The 16,254-nt window shown below is 58.1% G+C and carries 18 protein-coding genes; 2 read left to right on the top strand and 16 right to left on the bottom strand.

Annotation, left to right across the window (positions count from 1 at the left end):
- Window positions 1-7: 7 nt before the first annotated feature.
- The 12 genes from lepB to H663_RS36590 form a co-directional block, all read right to left on the bottom strand.
- Window positions 8-973 (bottom strand): signal peptidase I, encoded by a 966-nt coding sequence (lepB, locus tag H663_RS36535; RefSeq protein WP_053170257.1) that lies wholly within the window; start codon window positions 971-973, stop codon window positions 8-10.
- Window positions 973-2,781, bottom strand: a complete 1,809-nt coding sequence (gene lepA, locus H663_RS36540; protein WP_053170261.1) for a translation elongation factor 4 — start codon at window positions 2,779-2,781, stop codon at window positions 973-975. The genes lepB and lepA overlap by 1 nt, the downstream gene beginning before the upstream one ends.
- A gap of 489 nt (window positions 2,782-3,270) precedes the next feature.
- Window positions 3,271-4,692 carry a DegQ family serine endoprotease gene (locus H663_RS36545; protein ID WP_053171533.1) on the bottom strand — a complete coding sequence of 474 codons (1,422 nt, stop codon included), beginning with the start codon at window positions 4,690-4,692 and terminating at the stop codon, window positions 3,271-3,273.
- 129 nt (window positions 4,693-4,821) lie between these two features.
- Window positions 4,822-5,241, bottom strand: a complete 420-nt coding sequence (locus H663_RS41705) for a hypothetical protein (RefSeq protein WP_165803942.1) — start codon at window positions 5,239-5,241, stop codon at window positions 4,822-4,824.
- Between the two features lie 71 nt (window positions 5,242-5,312).
- Window positions 5,313-6,557 (bottom strand): beta-ketoacyl-ACP synthase II, encoded by a 1,245-nt coding sequence (gene fabF / locus H663_RS36555; RefSeq protein WP_053170264.1) that lies wholly within the window; start codon window positions 6,555-6,557, stop codon window positions 5,313-5,315.
- Window positions 6,558-6,563: 6 nt separating this feature from the next.
- On the bottom strand, window positions 6,564-6,800 hold the full coding sequence (gene acpP, locus H663_RS36560) for an acyl carrier protein (protein WP_019427049.1): 237 nt from the start codon (window positions 6,798-6,800) through the stop codon (window positions 6,564-6,566).
- 62 nt (window positions 6,801-6,862) lie between these two features.
- Window positions 6,863-7,606, bottom strand: a complete 744-nt coding sequence (fabG, locus tag H663_RS36565) for a 3-oxoacyl-ACP reductase FabG (protein ID WP_053170266.1) — start codon at window positions 7,604-7,606, stop codon at window positions 6,863-6,865.
- Window positions 7,603-8,553 carry an ACP S-malonyltransferase gene (gene fabD / locus H663_RS36570; protein WP_053170268.1) on the bottom strand — a complete coding sequence of 317 codons (951 nt, stop codon included), beginning with the start codon at window positions 8,551-8,553 and terminating at the stop codon, window positions 7,603-7,605. Before fabD ends, fabG begins: the two co-directional genes overlap by 4 nt.
- Before the next feature lie 91 nt (window positions 8,554-8,644).
- Entirely contained in the window at window positions 8,645-9,622 is a 978-nt protein-coding gene (locus H663_RS36575; protein WP_053170270.1) for a beta-ketoacyl-ACP synthase III, read from the bottom strand.
- Entirely contained in the window at window positions 9,619-10,680 is a 1,062-nt protein-coding gene (gene plsX, locus H663_RS36580; RefSeq protein WP_053170272.1) for a phosphate acyltransferase PlsX, read from the bottom strand. Before plsX ends, H663_RS36575 begins: the two co-directional genes overlap by 4 nt.
- Before the next feature lie 112 nt (window positions 10,681-10,792).
- Window positions 10,793-10,975 (bottom strand): 50S ribosomal protein L32, encoded by a 183-nt coding sequence (gene rpmF / locus H663_RS36585; protein WP_005794249.1) that lies wholly within the window; start codon window positions 10,973-10,975, stop codon window positions 10,793-10,795.
- 140 nt (window positions 10,976-11,115) lie between these two features.
- Window positions 11,116-11,661 (bottom strand): YceD family protein, encoded by a 546-nt coding sequence (locus H663_RS36590; RefSeq protein WP_053170274.1) that lies wholly within the window; start codon window positions 11,659-11,661, stop codon window positions 11,116-11,118.
- Between the two features lie 41 nt (window positions 11,662-11,702).
- On the opposite strand from H663_RS36590, the gene H663_RS36595 reads away from it, so the two are divergent.
- On the top strand, window positions 11,703-12,329 hold the full coding sequence (locus H663_RS36595; protein WP_053171535.1) for a Maf family nucleotide pyrophosphatase: 627 nt from the start codon (window positions 11,703-11,705) through the stop codon (window positions 12,327-12,329).
- Complete coding sequence (locus H663_RS36600; RefSeq protein WP_053170277.1) at window positions 12,326-13,084, top strand: SAM-dependent methyltransferase; 759 nt, start codon at window positions 12,326-12,328, stop codon at window positions 13,082-13,084. Before H663_RS36595 ends, H663_RS36600 begins: the two co-directional genes overlap by 4 nt.
- Before the next feature lie 120 nt (window positions 13,085-13,204).
- Here H663_RS36600 and H663_RS36605 read toward each other — a convergent pair whose 3' ends face one another.
- From H663_RS36605 to H663_RS36620, 4 genes are read right to left on the bottom strand one after another with little or no spacing between them, the layout of a single operon-like run.
- Window positions 13,205-14,215, bottom strand: a complete 1,011-nt coding sequence (locus H663_RS36605) for a S49 family peptidase (RefSeq protein WP_053170279.1) — start codon at window positions 14,213-14,215, stop codon at window positions 13,205-13,207.
- Window positions 14,216-14,217: 2 nt separating this feature from the next.
- Window positions 14,218-14,589, bottom strand: coding sequence for a Rieske (2Fe-2S) protein (locus H663_RS36610; protein WP_053170281.1), 372 nt, complete (start codon window positions 14,587-14,589; stop codon window positions 14,218-14,220).
- 8 nt (window positions 14,590-14,597) lie between these two features.
- The gene (locus H663_RS36615; RefSeq protein WP_053170283.1) at window positions 14,598-15,266 is read right to left on the bottom strand and encodes an HAD family hydrolase; all 669 of its coding nucleotides are present in this window, start codon (window positions 15,264-15,266) and stop codon (window positions 14,598-14,600) included.
- The gene (locus H663_RS36620) at window positions 15,238-16,239 is read right to left on the bottom strand and encodes an RluA family pseudouridine synthase (RefSeq protein WP_053170285.1); all 1,002 of its coding nucleotides are present in this window, start codon (window positions 16,237-16,239) and stop codon (window positions 15,238-15,240) included. The genes H663_RS36615 and H663_RS36620 overlap by 29 nt, the downstream gene beginning before the upstream one ends.
- Between the last annotated feature and the right edge of the window lie 15 nt (window positions 16,240-16,254).

The following is a 16,254-nucleotide window of genomic DNA, read 5'->3' on the forward strand; positions in this document are numbered from 1 at the left end:
GCTCACCTCAGTCAAAAGCGCCAATGCGCTTGAGGTTGCCAAAGTTCATCCACACGAAAAAGGCTTTGCCCACGATGTTGGCATCGGGCACGAAGCCCCAATAGCGCGAATCCAGCGAGTTGTCACGGTTGTCACCCATCATGAAATAGTGACCTGCAGGCACTTTGCAGGTCACGCCCTCCACCGTGTAGTTGCAGTTTTCACGGCCGACGAATTGGTCTGCGCCGGGCACGAAAGCAGGACGGTCATCGTCCTGAATGGTCTGATGCGGCTTGGCACCCAAAGTCTCGCTCCGGTGTTTGAAGTAACGCATGGTCGACTCGTCAAAAAAGTCGGGCAAGTCCTGGCTGGGCACCTCTTTGCCATTGATGCTGAGCTTCTTGTTGAGGTAGGCCACCTCATCCCCCGGCACCCCCACCACGCGCTTGATGTAATCCACGCTGGGTTTGGGCGGGTAACGGAACACCATCACGTCGCCGCGTTGCACTGGCGTGCCCTCGGTCAGCTTGGTATTGGCGACGGGCAGGCGAATGCCATAGTGAAACTTGTTGACCAGAATCAAATCTCCAATGTGCAGGGTCGGGATCATCGAGCCGGATGGAATCTTGAAGGGTTCGAACAGGAACGAGCGCAAGATGAACACCACGATGATGACCGGGAACAAGCCAGCGGTCCAATCCAGCCACCAAGGTTGCATCAGCAATTTTTCTTGCGCTTCCTTGATGTTCGTATCCACCTTGTCGATGCCCATCTTGGCCAGTTCTGCACGGCGCTGCGCGGTTTCTGCCGCCAGTTGAGCGGCCGCCCTTTGGCGCTGCGGCAAGAACACAAAGCGCTCGGCCAGCCAATAAATGCCTGTGACCACGGTGGCCACCAGCAAGAGCAGCGCAAAGTTGCCGTCAATGAAGCCCGTATACCAGGCACCTGCATAGCCCACAAAAGCGGACAACACCAAAGAAGTCAAGAACTGCATCAATCTTCCACCTGCAAAATGGCCAAGAACGCCTCTTGAGGCACCTCGACCGAACCAATCTGTTTCATGCGCTTTTTACCGGCTTTTTGCTTTTCAAGCAGTTTGCGCTTGCGCGAAATGTCGCCGCCGTAGCACTTGGCCAGCACGTTTTTGCGCAAGGCCTTGATGCTCTCACGGGCAATGATGTTGGCACCAATGGCCGCCTGAATCGCCACATCGAACATCTGGCGGCTGATGATCTCGCGCATCTTGGCCACCACCGCACGTCCCCGGTACTGGGACTGTGAACGGTGAACGATGATGGACAGGGCATCGACCTTTTCGCCGTTGAGCAAAATGTCCACTTTCACCACGTCGGATGCCCGGAACTCCTTGAACTCGTAATCCATCGAGGCATAGCCTCGGCTGACCGATTTGAGCTTATCGAAGAAGTCGAGCACGATCTCGCCGAGCGGCATTTCATAGGTCAGCATGACCTGGCGACCGTGATAGGCCATGTTCATCTGGACGCCGCGCTTTTGGTTGGCCAGTGTCATCACGGGGCCGACATAGTCTTGCGGCATGTACAGGTGCACCGTGACGATGGGTTCGCGGATTTCCTGCAATTTGCCTTGGTCAGGCATCTTGGAGGGGTTTTCCACCATGACAACCTCTCCACCGGGCTGGACCACTTGGTACACCACGCTGGGCGCGGTGGTGATCAGGTCCTGGTCAAATTCGCGCTCCAGACGCTCTTGCACAATTTCCATGTGCAGCAAGCCCAAAAAGCCGCAGCGAAAACCAAAGCCCAGTGCTTGAGAGACTTCGGGTTCGTAATGCAAAGACGCATCGTTGAGCTTGAGTTTTTCGAGCGCGTCACGCAGACCGTCGTATTGGTTGGCTTCCGTCGGGTACAGACCGGCAAACACTTGAGGCTGAATTTCTTTGAAACCCGGAAGGGCCTCGGCGGCAGGGCCCAAATTGTTGGGCAGTTTCTTTTCCAAAGTGACGGTGTCACCCACCTTGGCGGCTTGCAACTCCTTGATGCCCGCAATGATGTAGCCCACCTCGCCCGCCTTGAGCGATTCGCGCGGTTGGTTGGCGGGGGTGAACACACCCAGGCTGCCCGCTTCGTACACCGCGTTACTGGCCATCATGCGGATGCGCTCACCTTTGAGCAACTGGCCATCGACCACACGCACCAGCATGACCACACCGACATAGCTGTCAAACCAGCTGTCGATGATCATGGCGCGCAGCGGCGCATCGGGATTGCCCTTGGGCGGAGGAATGCGGGCGACCACGGCTTCGAGGATTTCTTCAATGCCCATGCCGGTTTTGGCCGAGCATGGAATTGCATCGGTTGCGTCAATGCCGATCACGTCTTCCACTTCGCTGCGGGCATTGTCGGGATCGGCGTTGGGCAAATCCATTTTGTTGAGCACCGGCACCACTTCCACGCCCAAGTCAAGGGCGGTGTAACAGTTGGCCACTGTTTGGGCTTCCACGCCTTGACTGGCATCCACCACCAGCAAAGCGCCTTCACAGGCCGACAGCGAGCGCGAGACTTCATAGGAGAAGTCCACATGGCCAGGCGTGTCGATCAGATTCAGGTTGTAGACCTGCCCGTCTTTGGCTTTGTAGTGGAGCGCAGCGGTCTGCGCTTTGATGGTGATGCCGCGCTCTTTCTCGATGTCCATCGAGTCCAGCACCTGGGCTTCCATTTCACGAGCCTCCAGACCTCCGCAACGCTGAATCAAGCGATCGGCCAGCGTGGATTTGCCGTGGTCAATGTGCGCAATGATCGAAAAATTTCTGATGTGATTCATCAAACAAGGTCTGCAAGTATTTGTGGATCAAGGATCCGTAAAAAGAAAAAAGGGCGCGTCTGGTGGTGACGCGCCCTGAACCAACAATCTATGGCAACTGCGATAGTTGGGGTTTCATTGTAGGCAAATTACCCCATTCGCACAGCCCCAAAATCACGTTTCACAGGTCGTTGCTGCTTTGCAACATGAACTTTATCCACAACTTATTCACAACCCTTGAGGTCTTTACCTGAATAACTTGTGTGTCATCTGTGGACACCTGTGAGGAATCCCACATGGTGAATCCAGCCCTGCGATTTATGCCATCAATCCTTGGTCAAGACACATGATTTTATCCAGATTAGTCATGAGCGATGCAAAAAGTCAGCAAACACACACTTTTAAAATTATTTTCATGACCTGATTTTTTTGCATCAGAATATTCTGAATGCATGCCAAATCGTACACATGCCCTGAAAAGAACCAAGGGCATTTGACAAGCAGGCCTGCTCACTTTCCAGGACGAATCAATACGTACTGCGCACCATCGCCGCGGCGAATCAACACACTCACGGGTCGATTCTTGTCAATTCGGGACATGAGGGCATCAAACTCCTTCACAGATGTGACCTCCGTGTTGGCAATGGCCAACACCAAATCACCCTCACGGATACCCGCGCGCGCGGCTGCGTCTACCGCAGCATCCACGCGCACACCGCCACGCACACGAAACTCCTTTTTCACAGCCTCAGTCAAGTCGCTCACACTCAAACCCAAGTGCTGAACCGCAGCAGTTTGAGCTTTTTTATCGGGCGCTGCGGCGATCGGCTTGTCAGCTTCAATTTCGGCAACCATCACATTCAGTTCCTGTGATTTTCCACGCCGAAAAATCGTGATGGCCGCCCGGCTTCCCGGTTTGGTGTTGCCCACAGCGCGCGGCAAATCGGCTGGTTTATCAATCACTTTGCCTTCAAAACGGGTGATGATGTCGCCCGCTTCTATACCGGCCTTTTCAGCGGGTGAACCCTCCTCAACGCCACGCACCAGCACCCCTTGCGCTTTTTCGAGACCGATGGATTCGGCCACTTCTTTGGTCACAGGCGCAATTTGCACGCCAATGCGTCCACGACTGACACGGCCATTGCTGCGCAATTGCTCGCTCACCCGCATGGCCTCATCCATGGGAATCGCAAAGGAAATGCCCATGAAGCCGCCCGAGCGTGAATAAATCTGACTGTTGATCCCAACCACTTCACCCCGCATATTGATCAGCGGCCCACCGGAATTGCCTGGGTTGATGGCGACATCGGTCTGGATAAAGGGCAAATACTCACCTGTGTCGCGTTGCTTGGCGCTCACAATGCCCGCTGTCACGCTGTTTTCCAGTCCAAACGGAGAGCCAATCGCCATGACCCATTCACCCACTTTGAGACGGCCCACATCACCCACCCGCACGGCAGGCAAACCTGTAGCCTGAATTTTCACAACGGCCACATCGGTGCGCTTGTCAGCCCCGACGATGCGCGCCTTGAATTCGCGTTTATCCGTCAGTGTGACCAGCACCTCGTCTGCGCCGTCCACCACATGGGCATTGGTCATGATGAAACCGTCTGCACTCAAAATGAAACCAGACCCCACGCCACGCGGTTGAGCCTCTTCCTGAGGCCGATTTTGACGGGGTGCCTGTCTCGGCGCATTGGGAACACTGGGCATGGGCACACCGAAAAAGCGGCGAAACAACTCCTGCATTTCCTCGTCCTGAGATCCCGGCGCGGGGTTGCCAACACGCACTTTTTCAAGTGTGCGTATATTGACAACGGATGGACCGACTTGTTCAACCAACTCCGTGAAGTCAGGCAATCCGCGAAGCGCAACAGACGAACTTTGTGCCGCAGCAGTCATTGGCGAGAACATCCACGCACTGCTGAACATGCTGATGAACAACACACTGGCCAATCTGGCTTTGAACCCATATTTTTTGATCACACATCTCTCCTTGTGTATGTCATTGCGAGAAAACATTCTGTAGTTTGTGGCTTGCCCCACAAGTTCAAGATGACTTTACAAACCTTGAACAAATTGGGCGGGCGGATGCGGCAATGGTGGGCGCGAATATACAGCGCATCGAAAGCCATGCCAGTCGTGGGGCATCGATTGACGGTGCAGCCATACCATGTGAGAAGCTTGCCCAAAAGTGGCACCAGATGGACGGATGCATACAACCATGGCGTCTCCGACATCCAGCAAAGGCTTCAAAGCTTGCGCTGTCTCCACACCCTTCACATCCCGCCACAGCCACTGCTCTCCACTCCAGACCAACTGACCGGAGTTCAGGCGTTCACGTCTCCAGCACAACGCAGCCAGCATCAGACAAAGACTCCAAACCAGCCATGCAGAAATGACCGTTATCAGGGTGACTGAACTTGCCAATTGCCATTGACTCAGTCCCAGCGCCCCCCCAAAAGCCCACAGCAGGCCCAAGCCCCAACTCCAAACAAAACGCCCCACCGGGTAAACCACAGGTGGGGCGTTGTGCATCAGGGCGTCTCGCGTCAGATGCGCTTGAAAACCAGCGAACCGTTGGTACCGCCAAAACCGAAGTTGTTTTTCAGGGCCACATCGATTTTCAAATCGCGTGCCGTGTTGGCACAGTAGTCCAGATCACATTCGGGGTCGGGGTTGACCAGGTTGATGGTCGGCGGCACTTTTTGGTGATGCAACGCCAGCACAGTGAACACACTCTCAATGCCGCCCGCGCCACCCAACAGGTGACCGGTCATGGACTTGGTGGAGCTGACCACGGTTTTGTACGCGTGGTCGCCCAAAGCCGCCTTGATGGCATTGGTTTCGTTGATGTCACCCAGCGGCGTGGACGTGCCATGGGCATTGAGGTAGTCGATTTGGTCGGCATTGACGCCTGCATTGCGCAGTGCGTTGAGCATGGCGCGGCGCGGGCCGTCCATGCTGGGAGCAGTCATGTGACCCGCGTCAGCACTCATGCCATAGCCAGACAGCTCGGCATAGATCTTGGCACCACGGGCCTTGGCGTGTTCGTACTCTTCGAGCACCATCACGCCAGCGCCTTCGCCCAGCACAAAACCGTCGCGGTCTTTGTCCCAGGGACGCGATGCCGCTGTGGGGTCTTCATTGCGGGTCGACAAGGCGCGCATGGCAGCAAAGCCACCCACGCCCAGCGGCGATACAGTGCCTTCAGAGCCACCTGCAATCATCACGTCAGCGTCGCCGTATTCGATCAAACGACCGGCTTCGCCAATGCTGTGTAAACCTGTGGTGCAAGCGGTCACAACGGCCAGGTTGGGGCCTTTGAAACCACTGCGCATCGACACATGGCCTGAGATCATGTTGATGATCGAGGCCGGGACGAAAAATGGGGAAATGCGACGCGCGCCGCGCGCCGTGTACTCAATGTGGGTTTCTTCGATCAGCGGCAAGCCGCCAATGCCCGAACCAATGACCACACCAATGCGACAAGCCTCTTCTTCATCCAGTGCATCGCCAGTGGCCAGCCCAGAATCCTGAATGGCCTGGGCGGCAGCAGCAATGCCGTAATGGATGAAGCGGTCCATCGTTCGCGCCTCTTTGGCGCTGATGTAAGACTCGAGATCAAAGTTTTTGACTTCACCCACGATCCGGCAGGACATGGCTGAGGCATCAAAACGGGTGATGGGACCAATGCCGGACTGACCGGCAAGCAGGTTGGACCATGCATCGGCGACCGTGTTGCCCACGGGGCTGATGCATCCCAAACCCGTGACAACAACGCGGCGCCGGGTCATCGTCGATCAGGCCTTCTTGCTTTGGGCGTAGTCGATCGCAGCTTGCACCGTGGTGATTTTTTCTGCGTCTTCGTCAGGAATTTCGATGCCGAACTCGTCTTCGAGTGCCATCACCAGTTCCACCGTGTCCAGGGAGTCGGCACCCAGATCAGCCACAAAGGCTTTTTCGTTGGTGACTTGTGACTCTTCAACGCCGAGTTGTTCAGCAATGATTTTTTTGACACGTGCTTCGATATCGCTCATGGGGTCCCTCTGAGGGTTGTGAAAAATGAAGATTTTACCTGTCCGGAAAGGCTTTCCGAAAATCAGGCCATGAACATGCCACCATTGACATGCAATTCTTGTCCCGTGACATAGCCCGCCTGCGTTCCGGCCAGGTAGGCCACGGCATGCGCGATGTCTTCGGGTTTGCCCAGATGGCCCAGAGGAATCTGGCCCAGCAAGGCTTTTTGTTGCTCTTCGGGCAAGCTGGCGGTCATATCGGTCTCGATGAAACCGGGGGCCACGCAGTTGACGGTGATGCCCCGACTGCCCAACTCACGGGCCAGTGCTCGGGTCATGCCCGCGACACCCGCCTTGGCAGCGGCGTAATTGGCTTGACCCGGGTTACCAGAGGCACCCACCACGCTGGTGATGCTGATGATCCGGCCATAGCGCTGCTTCATCATGGGGCGCATCACGGCGCGGCTCATGCGAAACACCGCCTTGAGGTTGGTGTCGAGCACCGCGTCCCAATCGTCGTCCTTCATGCGCATGGCCAAGGTGTCGCGGGTGATGCCCGCGTTGTTGACCAGCACCTGCAGACCACCGTGCTCTTTGACGATGGCGTCGATCAGCGCAGCGCCAGCGTCGGCATCATTGACGTTCAGATTGGCACCCCGGCTGCCGGGGAAAGCCGAAAGGGCGTGGCTGATCTTGGCGGCACCCTCATCACTGGTGGCGGTGCCAATGACCACGAAACCTTGTTGGGCCAAATGCAGGGCAATCGATGCACCGATGCCGCGAGATGCGCCGGTAACGAGTGCAATTTGTTGTTGTGCTTCGCTCATGCCAGAATTCCTTTCACTTCAGCCAGAGTGGCGGGGTCGTACACCGCCACGCCGTTCAATTCGGCGTCAATGCGCTTGGTCATGCCTGCCAGCACCTTGCCGGGGCCGCATTCGACAAGCGTGCTCACGCCACGGGCCTTGATGGCCTGCACGCACTCGACCCAGCGCACCGGGCCAAAAGCCTGACGGTAGAGCGCATCGCGGATGCGGTCGGCATCGGTTTCGATGGCCACATCGATGTTGTTGAGCACCGGAATCTGCGGCACACCCAAGGACAAGGTGGCCAGTTTCTCGCGCAGCTTTTCAGCAGCGGGCTTCATCAAGCTCGAGTGGAATGGGGCCGACACGGGCAAGATCAGTGCGCGCTTGGCACCCATGGCCTTGAGCACTTCGCAAGCTTTGTCCACGGCTGCTTTGCTGCCGGCGATCACGGTCTGGGCCGCATCGTTGAAGTTCGCAGCTTCCACCACTTCGGCGCTGCCTGCCGGAAAAGTGGCTTGTGCTTCTTGGCAACCGGCTATGACTTTGTCCGAGGCCAAACCCAAAATGGCGGCCATGGCACCCACGCCCACGGGCACGGCTTCTTGCATGGCGGCGGCCCGCAGGCGTACCAGAGGCGCGGCCTGCTGCAGTGTCAGTACACCCGAAGCCACCAAGGCGCTGTATTCGCCCAGCGAGTGCCCCGCCACCACGGACGGCTTGGCTCCACCCTCGGCCAACCAAGCGCGGTAGGCGGCGACGGCCGACACCAGCATCACGGGCTGGGTGTTGGTGGTCAGGGCCAGCGCTTCCTTGGGGCCTTCGTGGATCAGTTGGGCCACGTCTTCGCCCAGAGCGTCAGAGGCTTCTTTCAGGGTTTCGAGCACCACGGGGTGGTCGCCCCAGGCGTCCAGCATGCCCACCGATTGGGAGCCTTGGCCGGGAAAAACAAAAGCAAATGTGGTCATGTGCAAATTTTGTGTGTCTGGAAAGAATCCGGGAAATTGAGATGGGGCATGCCGCGCATCACTGTCCAGGGCCTGTCAAATACTTAGCGAGTCAATAACACAGCAGCACCGAGCCCCAGGTGAAGCCGCCGCCCACGCCTTCGAGCATGAGGGTCTGGCCGCGCTGGATGCGCCCGTCGCGCACGGCGGTGTCCAGCGCCAGCGGGATCGAAGCGGCCGATGTGTTGCCGTGCTGATCCACCGTGACCACCACCTTGTCGGCACCCAGCTTGAGCTTGCGCGCAGTGCTTTGCATGATGCGAATATTGGCCTGATGCGGAATGAGCCAGTCGATGTCGGCATCGGTCATGTGGGCCTTGGCCAAGCTGGCGCGGGCGGTCTCTTCGAGCACACCCACGGCCAGTTTGAAAACAGCCTGACCATCCATCTTGAGCACCGGGTCACCCAAAATCGCGCCTCGGTTGACGTGACCGGGCACGCACAAAATGTCTTTGTATTTGCCATCGGCATGCAAGTCGGTGGCCAAAATGCCGGGCCGCTCAGAGGCTTCGAGGATGACCGCGCCAGCACCGTCGCCAAACAACACACAGGTGGTTCGGTCCTTGAAGTCCAGGATACGGCTGAACACTTCCGAGCCGATCACCAGCGCACGCTTGGCCGAACCGGACTGGATCATCGAATCGGCGATTGTCAGCGCATAAATGAAGCCACTGCACACGGCCTGCACGTCAAACGCCGGGCAACCTGCGGTGCCCAGCTTGTGCTGCACCATGGTCGCCACCGAGGGAAACACCATATCGGGAGTCGATGTGGCGACGATGATCAGGTCTAGGTCGTCGGCCGAAATGCCTGCAGCAGCCAGCGCCTGGCGTGCAGCTTCGGTCGCCAGATCGCTGCTGCCCTGATGGTCGGCCGCAAAGTGACGGGCACGGATACCGGTGCGATCAACGATCCAGTCGTCCGAAGTTTCGACGCCTTGTTGCGCCAATTCAGCCGCCAAATCGGCATTGGTCAGGCGTTTTTCCGGCAGGTAGCTGCCGGTGCCCAGTATGCGGGAATAAATTCTCATGGTGTGGTGACCGCTTCTGAGCGCTCGGCTTGCGCCCCCATCAACAAGGGAGCCGCATGCGCGATGCGTTCACGAACGCGATCCAGCAATTGGTTTCGGGCTGCATCATAAGCCCGGTTGAGCGCCGTCTCGAAAGCCACCTCATCGGCCGAGCCATGGCTCTTGAACACCAGACCGCGCAGCCCCAACAAGGCCGCACCGTTGTAGCGGCGGTGGTCTACACGATTTTTAAATGCAGATAGAACCGGATAAGCTAAAAGTGCTGCAATTTTCGTGAAGATGTTGCGTGAAAACTCAGTTTTCAAGAAGCCGCCAATCATGGTTGCCAGACCTTCGCTGGCCTTCAAAGCCACGTTCCCGACAAAACCATCGCACACCACAATGTCCACGGTGCCCTTGAAAATGTCATTGCCTTCGACGTTGCCGTGGAAATTCAAATCACCCGAACTGCCCGCTGAGCGCAGCAATTCACCGGTTTTTTTGATGATTTCATTGCCCTTGATGGCCTCTTCGCCAATATTGAGCAAGCCCACCGTGGGGTTTTGCTTGTTTTGCAAGACGGAGACCAGGGCCGATCCCATGACCGCAAACTGCAGCAAATGTTCGGGCGTGCAGTCCACATTGGCCCCCAGGTCGAGCATGGTGGTGCCGCCTCCCTTGAAGTTGGGCATCTGCCCTGCAATGGCCGGGCGGTCAATGCCGTCCATGGTTTTGAGCACATAACGGGCAATCGCCATGAGTGCCCCCGTGTTGCCTGCGGACACCGCAGCACCGGCTTTACCGTCACGCACCTGCTCGATGGCCACGCGCATGGACGAGTCTTTTTTCTTGCGCAGCGCCAACTCGAGCGGATCATCCATTTCGACCACTTCGGAGGCAGCCACCACCTCAGCACGAGGATCGGCAAAACCAACCAAGGCCTCAGAACGGCCCACCAGCAATAGGCGTGCATCGGGGTGGGTCAACAAAAAGCGGCGGCAGGCCGCCAGCGTGACGCGGGGACCGTGGTCACCGCCCATGCAATCGACAGCCACGGTGATTGGATTGGGCGAGGTCATGGAATCCTTGGGCTCAAAACCGGAAAGTACAAAACAAAATCCACAAAAACAAAAGCCCGATGCTACTTAAAAAGTAGCGCCGGGCCTCTGGCGGCTTGAGGGCTGACGCCGATCAGGCTTCAGATTTGTTTTTCAACACCTGACGACCACGGTAGAAACCGTTGGGGCTGATGTGGTGACGCAGGTGTGTTTCACCGGTGGTGGGTTCCACAGCGATACCAGGCACATTCAGTGCATTGTGTGAACGGTGCATGCCGCGCTTGGAAGGCGATTTTTTGTTTTGCTGAACAGCCATGATGGCTCCTTGGAAGCTTGTGGAGGCCGCGCAAATACAACGCAGCTTCTGGTTGATGACAGTGTCTCCCAGTCAGACTGGGCGAAGCCATTGATTATAGCCCAAGCCGGAACACTTTCCCAATTGCTCAGTCCAAGAGATCAAGATGACGACTTTTTCAACCCTGCAAGCACACCGAAGGGATTGGGGCGCTCGGCGGCCTGCTCAAACTCCGGGTCTACGGCAGACATGGGCAAGGCCTCGGGGCAAACCTCATGCAAAGGGACAAGGGGCAAGGACAAAATCAGCTCATCTTCGACCAGCGCCAAGGCGTCGAAGTCGCGGCTGACCACCAAAATATCTTCTTCAGCCTCGTCATCCAGCGCAGCAGCCGTGGCCTCGTCGGCCACAAAACGAAAGGACCGCTGGGCCTGAACTGTCTCCAAAACAGGCGTCAAGCAACGTTGGCACTGCATAGGCAAAGCCACTGAAGCTTCCAAATCGAGCCAGACATGATCAGCCCCACCCGATTGGGGCTCCAGCCGCCCCTCCAGGCACCAGACCACGGGCCCGGCCAGCACATCCCCATCGACCTGCTCTTGACACAAACGGGACATGGCCTGCAAAGCACCTTGCCCTTCCAAAACGGCCTCATCGCGGGCAAACGCCACAACATCCAAGTGTTGGGGATCAAACTTTTTTTCCATGTGCGCAGTGTAAGAGAATCACCCCCATGAGCATTTCTTCCATGCCCCCCCATTCCCCCATTCCCACCAGCCAGATCAGCCGCGCACTGGTACTGGGTTCGACCTCGCGCTACCGCCGCGAACTCCTGGAACGCCTGCGCATTCCGTTCACCGTCGCGGCACCCGACGTGGATGAAACACCCGATTTAGGCGAATCCCCCCGCGACCTGGCCCTGCGCCTGGCTCTGGCCAAAGCCAAAGCGGTGGCCGCCAAACACCCCGAATCGGTGGTGATTGGCTCCGATCAAGTCGCCGATCTGGCTGGCCAGCCGCTGGGCAAGCCTGGAGAACATGCCCGCGCCGTGCAACAACTGCGGCAAATGCGCGGCCAGACCGTGATTTTTCAGACCGCGCTCGCCGTGGTGTGTCTGGCCACCGGCTTTGAAGCAGTCGATCTGGCGGCTGTGCGGGTGGTGTTTCGCGACCTGAGCGACGCAGAGATCGAAGCTTATTTGCAGGCTGAAAAACCCTATGACTGCGCGGGCAGCGCCAAAAGCGAAGGCCTGGGCATCGCCTTGCTGGAGTCGATTGACAACGACGACCCGACCGCGCTGGTCGGCCTGCCGCTGATCCGCACCGCACGCATGCTGCGCCAAGCTGGAATCCAACTGCTGCGAGCCACGCCATGACCCCGGGCCGACTTTTTCTGGTCCCGACGCCGCTGGACTTTGGCTGCGCAGAGCAAGCCCCCATCACCGACGTTTTGCCCAGCACCACCCTGGCCGCCGCCGCGGGCCTGCAACATTGGGTCTGCGAAAACGCCAAGACGACTCGAGCTTTCCTCAAACGCGTGAGCGCTACCCACCCGCTGTGTGCGCCACTGGTCGAACAACAGATCACCGAATTGCCGCGTCATGTGCACAAAAAAGGGGATCACCAATCGGGTTTTGACGCCAAGCCCCTGTTGGCAGCCGCCTTGCAGGGCCAAGACATGGGCCTGATCAGCGAAGCGGGCATGCCAGCGGTGGCCGACCCCGGCAGCTCGGTGGTGCGCGCAGCGCATGACCTGGGCCTGAGCGTGGTGCCCCTGGTGGGCCCCGTGTCCTTGCTGCTGGCCTTGGCGGCCAGTGGCCTCAACGGTCAAAACTTCGCCTTTGTCGGCTACCTGCCACAAGACGCCAACGAACGGGGTGCGCGGCTCAAACAACTGGAATCACTGGCCCACAAAACAGGTCAGACCCAGCTGTGGATTGAAACGCCCTACCGCAACGCCGCCATGCTGAGCGCTTTGCTGCAAAGCCTTCAGGGCGTCACACGCCTGGCCATAGCCAGCGGCCTCACGCTGCCCTCGGCAAACATCCAGAGTCACAGCGTGGCCCAATGGAAAAAGGGCCTCAAAGGCCCCGATTCGCACACCCCTGCGGTGTATGCGATTGGGCCTTGAGACGCCCCTTGCATGGGATGTTGACGCTGATAATGTCGGACACTGCGGGTGCCGACCTGCAAGAACAGATCTGTGGGTCGGCCGTCGAAATCGCGACGTTGAACCGCTCAGCGCAAAAGATCAACGAACAGTGGCACCCAGGCGCAAGGCGTGGACAGCGCCTTCACCCATGGCAGCGCCAAAGCGTTTGGCCAAACGCTCAGCCACATTTTCGCGGCGGGAATAGTCCACCACCTCAGGAGCTTTGACCACATCGCGGGCCACGCCGTCCAGGCTGCCCAAGGCATCGGCCAACCCCATGTCCACGGCTTGCTGGCCGCTCCAGAACAGGCCGCTGAACATCTCCGGCGTTTCCTTCAGGCGCTCGCCGCGTCCTTTGCGGACCACGTCGATGAACTGGGCATGGATTTGGTCCAACATGGCCTGTGCATGCTTGCGCTGCGCTTCGGTTTGGGGGCTGAAGGGATCAAGAAATCCCTTGTTGGCACCTGCCGTCATCAAGCGCCGCTCGATGCCCAGTTTGTCCATGAGTCCGGTAAATCCAAAACCATCCATCAGCACACCAATGCTGCCCACGATGCTGGCCTTGTCCACATAAATCTTGTCAGTCGCCGCCGCAATGTAATACGCAGCCGATGCACAAGACTCTTCCACCACCGCATAGATCGGCTTTTTGTGCAGCACCTTGAGGCGGTGAATTTCATCGTTGATCAAGCCCGCCTGCACAGGGCTGCCACCGGGCGAATTGATCAAGATCACCAAGGCCTGCGAGCCGGAGTCATCCAACGCATTGCGCATGGACGCCATGATGTTTTCAGCGCTGCCTTCGCCTTCAGAGCCAATTTCGCCGCGAATGGACACCATCGCGGTATGCGGCAAGCTGGGATTGCTGATGGGCGTGGTGTAGCTGAAGATCTGCCAAAAGACCACCGCCAGCAAGGCCAACCAGGCCAGACGCAAACCGACCTTCCAACGCCGGGCTGTTTGCTGTTCACGCAGCGTGGCAAAGGCCAATTGCTCCAGCACCTTGCGCTCCCAGCCAGGGGCCGATGCGTTCTGCGCAGCTGAAATAGAAGAAGAAACAGGGTCAGCCGGGGGGACTGCGGACACATTGTCCAAAGGGTCTTGCATGGTCAAAATTCAAGGGGTTTCAAGTTGTAGGCAGTATGCCAGTGAACCACACCATCCCGTTCTGAAAGGTCTATTTTGACCAACCCGCCACGGCACGGACCGCCCGAGCAAGCGCCGGTTTCCGGCTGGTAGGTGGCACCATGCGTGGCGCAGATCAACCAACGCCCGGTGTCGTCAAAAAAACGGTCTGGCTGGTAGTCCATCTCCATGGCCACATGGGTACAGCGGTTCAAGTAGGCATGCACCTGTCCCTGATAACGGATGGCAAATGCACGGCAGGTCTGACCGGCATACACAATGTCAAAGGGAACCGCCCGCCCACCATTGACCAAATCGGAACTGTTGCACAAAGGGATCACCGGTTCCATGGACATCTCCGCACTCAAGCGTGTTGCAACAGCCAATCGTGCAAATCACGCACACTGTGCGCCACATGACGCGGCTTCAGGGCATGAAAGGCCTCGGGCTCATGCGCCCCATAACTCACACCCACACTGGCGCAACCCGCGTTCAGGGCCATTTGCAAATCGTGCGTGGTGTCCCCAATCATCAAGGTGCGCTCAGGCTCCACGCCAAACTCGCGCATCAACTCATGCAGCATCAAGGGGCTGGGCTTGCCCGCCGTCTCGTCGGCCGTGCGTGAGCCATCGAACACATGGCGCAACTCCACCGCCTGCAAGGCTTCATTGAGGCCATGACGGCTTTTGCCTGTGGCAACCGTGAGCCAGTGGTGACGGGATTTCAGATCGGCCAACAAGGGCAGCACCCCTTCAAACAGGCTGATGTCGTTTTGAAGCGCCAGGTAATGGTGACGGTAGCGCTCTCCCAGGGCCGGGTATTTGTCTTGGGGCACATCGGGCGCAGCATGGGCCAGCGCGGGCAACAGAGACATGCCGATCACATACGAAGCGGCTTCCCGGCTGGGCTCGGCCCCACCCACATCCACCACTGCCCGCTGAATGCAGCGGGTGATGATGGCCGTGGAATCAAACAAAGTGCCATCCCAATCGAAAGCGATCAGGTCAAACTGGCGAGGACGTTGGGCGGGCATGTGAAATGTAGTCTTTCAAATCAGGCGGTAAATCGGCTTGGAGGGCCACACGCTCGGCACTCACCGGGTGGTTGAACTGCAAGCGCCAAGCATGCAAAAACATGCGCTTGAGTGCGGGGCGACTGCCCTGCTTTTGAATCTGGCGATTCCACTCAAAATCACCGTATTTATCGTCTCCGGCAATTGGATGCCCCTGCGAGGCCAGGTGCACCCTAATCTGGTGGGTGCGCCCGGTCTTGATCGTCACTTCCAAAAGCGTGGCACCAGGAAGGCGCTCGGCCACCTTGACCAGCGTGATCGAACGCATGCCATCCGGGTCTTCGGGCGTGGTCACTTTCACACGGCGCTCTCCATCGGGCAGCAAAAATTTGTGCAGCGGCTGATCAATGACCTTGAGCTTGGCGGGCCAATCACCCTTGACCAAGGCCAGATAGGTCTTACCGGTTTCGCGTTCACGGAACTGGTCTTGCAGGTGTTTCAAGGCGCTGCGCTTTTTGGCCACCAGCAAAATACCGCTGGTTTCCCGGTCCAGCCGGTGCACCAACTCCAGCAACTTGGCCTGTGGCCGGGCCTGACGCAGTTGCTCGATCACGCCAAAGCTCACACCCGAGCCGCCATGCACCGCCACCCCGGCCGGTTTGTCGATGGCCATCAGGCTGTCGTCTTCAAAAAGCGTCGGAAATTCCCGTCCTGGTGCCGGATGCGCAGCCTTTTCAGCGACTTTATCGGAGATCCGCACCGGCGGCAGACGCACTTCATCGCCAGTTTCGACCCGGGTCTCAGCACTGGCACGACCCTTGTTGATGCGCACCTCGCCGCTGCGGATGATGCGGTAAACATGGGTTTTGGGCACCCCTTTGAGGTGGCGCATCAGAAAATTGTCCAGTCGCTGACCGGCAGATTCTTCGTCCACCAACAACCATTTCACGGCAGGTGCCGTGGCCACGGTTTGGCCCCCTATAATGTGATTCACTGGCTATTGGCTGTA

The sequence above is a fragment of the Limnohabitans planktonicus II-D5 genome (assembly GCF_001270065.2).
Classification (GTDB): Bacteria; Pseudomonadota; Gammaproteobacteria; order Burkholderiales; family Burkholderiaceae_C; genus Limnohabitans_A; species Limnohabitans_A planktonicus.

What these genes read in the sequence shown, in the direction of transcription:
- lepB (WP_053170257.1), bottom strand. Translation starts at nt 973, where the DNA reads ATGCAGTTCTTGACTTCTTTGGTGTTGTCCGCTTTTGTGGGCTATGCA.
- lepA (WP_053170261.1), bottom strand. Translation starts at nt 2,781, where the DNA reads ATGAATCACATCAGAAATTTTTCGATCATTGCGCACATTGACCACGGC.
- H663_RS36545 (WP_053171533.1), bottom strand. Translation starts at nt 4,692, where the DNA reads ATGTTCAGCAGTGCGTGGATGTTCTCGCCAATGACTGCTGCGGCACAA.
- fabF (WP_053170264.1), bottom strand. Translation starts at nt 6,557, where the DNA reads ATGACCCGGCGCCGCGTTGTTGTCACGGGTTTGGGATGCATCAGCCCC.
- acpP (WP_019427049.1), bottom strand. Translation starts at nt 6,800, where the DNA reads ATGAGCGATATCGAAGCACGTGTCAAAAAAATCATTGCTGAACAACTC.
- fabG (WP_053170266.1), bottom strand. Translation starts at nt 7,606, where the DNA reads ATGAGCGAAGCACAACAACAAATTGCACTCGTTACCGGCGCATCTCGC.
- fabD (WP_053170268.1), bottom strand. Translation starts at nt 8,553, where the DNA reads ATGACCACATTTGCTTTTGTTTTTCCCGGCCAAGGCTCCCAATCGGTG.
- H663_RS36575 (WP_053170270.1), bottom strand. Translation starts at nt 9,622, where the DNA reads ATGAGAATTTATTCCCGCATACTGGGCACCGGCAGCTACCTGCCGGAA.
- plsX (WP_053170272.1), bottom strand. Translation starts at nt 10,680, where the DNA reads ATGACCTCGCCCAATCCAATCACCGTGGCTGTCGATTGCATGGGCGGT.
- rpmF (WP_005794249.1), bottom strand. Translation starts at nt 10,975, where the DNA reads ATGGCTGTTCAGCAAAACAAAAAATCGCCTTCCAAGCGCGGCATGCAC.
- H663_RS36590 (WP_053170274.1), bottom strand. Translation starts at nt 11,661, where the DNA reads ATGGAAAAAAAGTTTGATCCCCAACACTTGGATGTTGTGGCGTTTGCC.
- H663_RS36595 (WP_053171535.1), top strand. Translation starts at nt 11,703, where the DNA reads ATGCCCCCCCATTCCCCCATTCCCACCAGCCAGATCAGCCGCGCACTG.
- H663_RS36600 (WP_053170277.1), top strand. Translation starts at nt 12,326, where the DNA reads ATGACCCCGGGCCGACTTTTTCTGGTCCCGACGCCGCTGGACTTTGGC.
- H663_RS36605 (WP_053170279.1), bottom strand. Translation starts at nt 14,215, where the DNA reads ATGCAAGACCCTTTGGACAATGTGTCCGCAGTCCCCCCGGCTGACCCT.
- H663_RS36610 (WP_053170281.1), bottom strand. Translation starts at nt 14,589, where the DNA reads ATGTCCATGGAACCGGTGATCCCTTTGTGCAACAGTTCCGATTTGGTC.
- H663_RS36615 (WP_053170283.1), bottom strand. Translation starts at nt 15,266, where the DNA reads ATGCCCGCCCAACGTCCTCGCCAGTTTGACCTGATCGCTTTCGATTGG.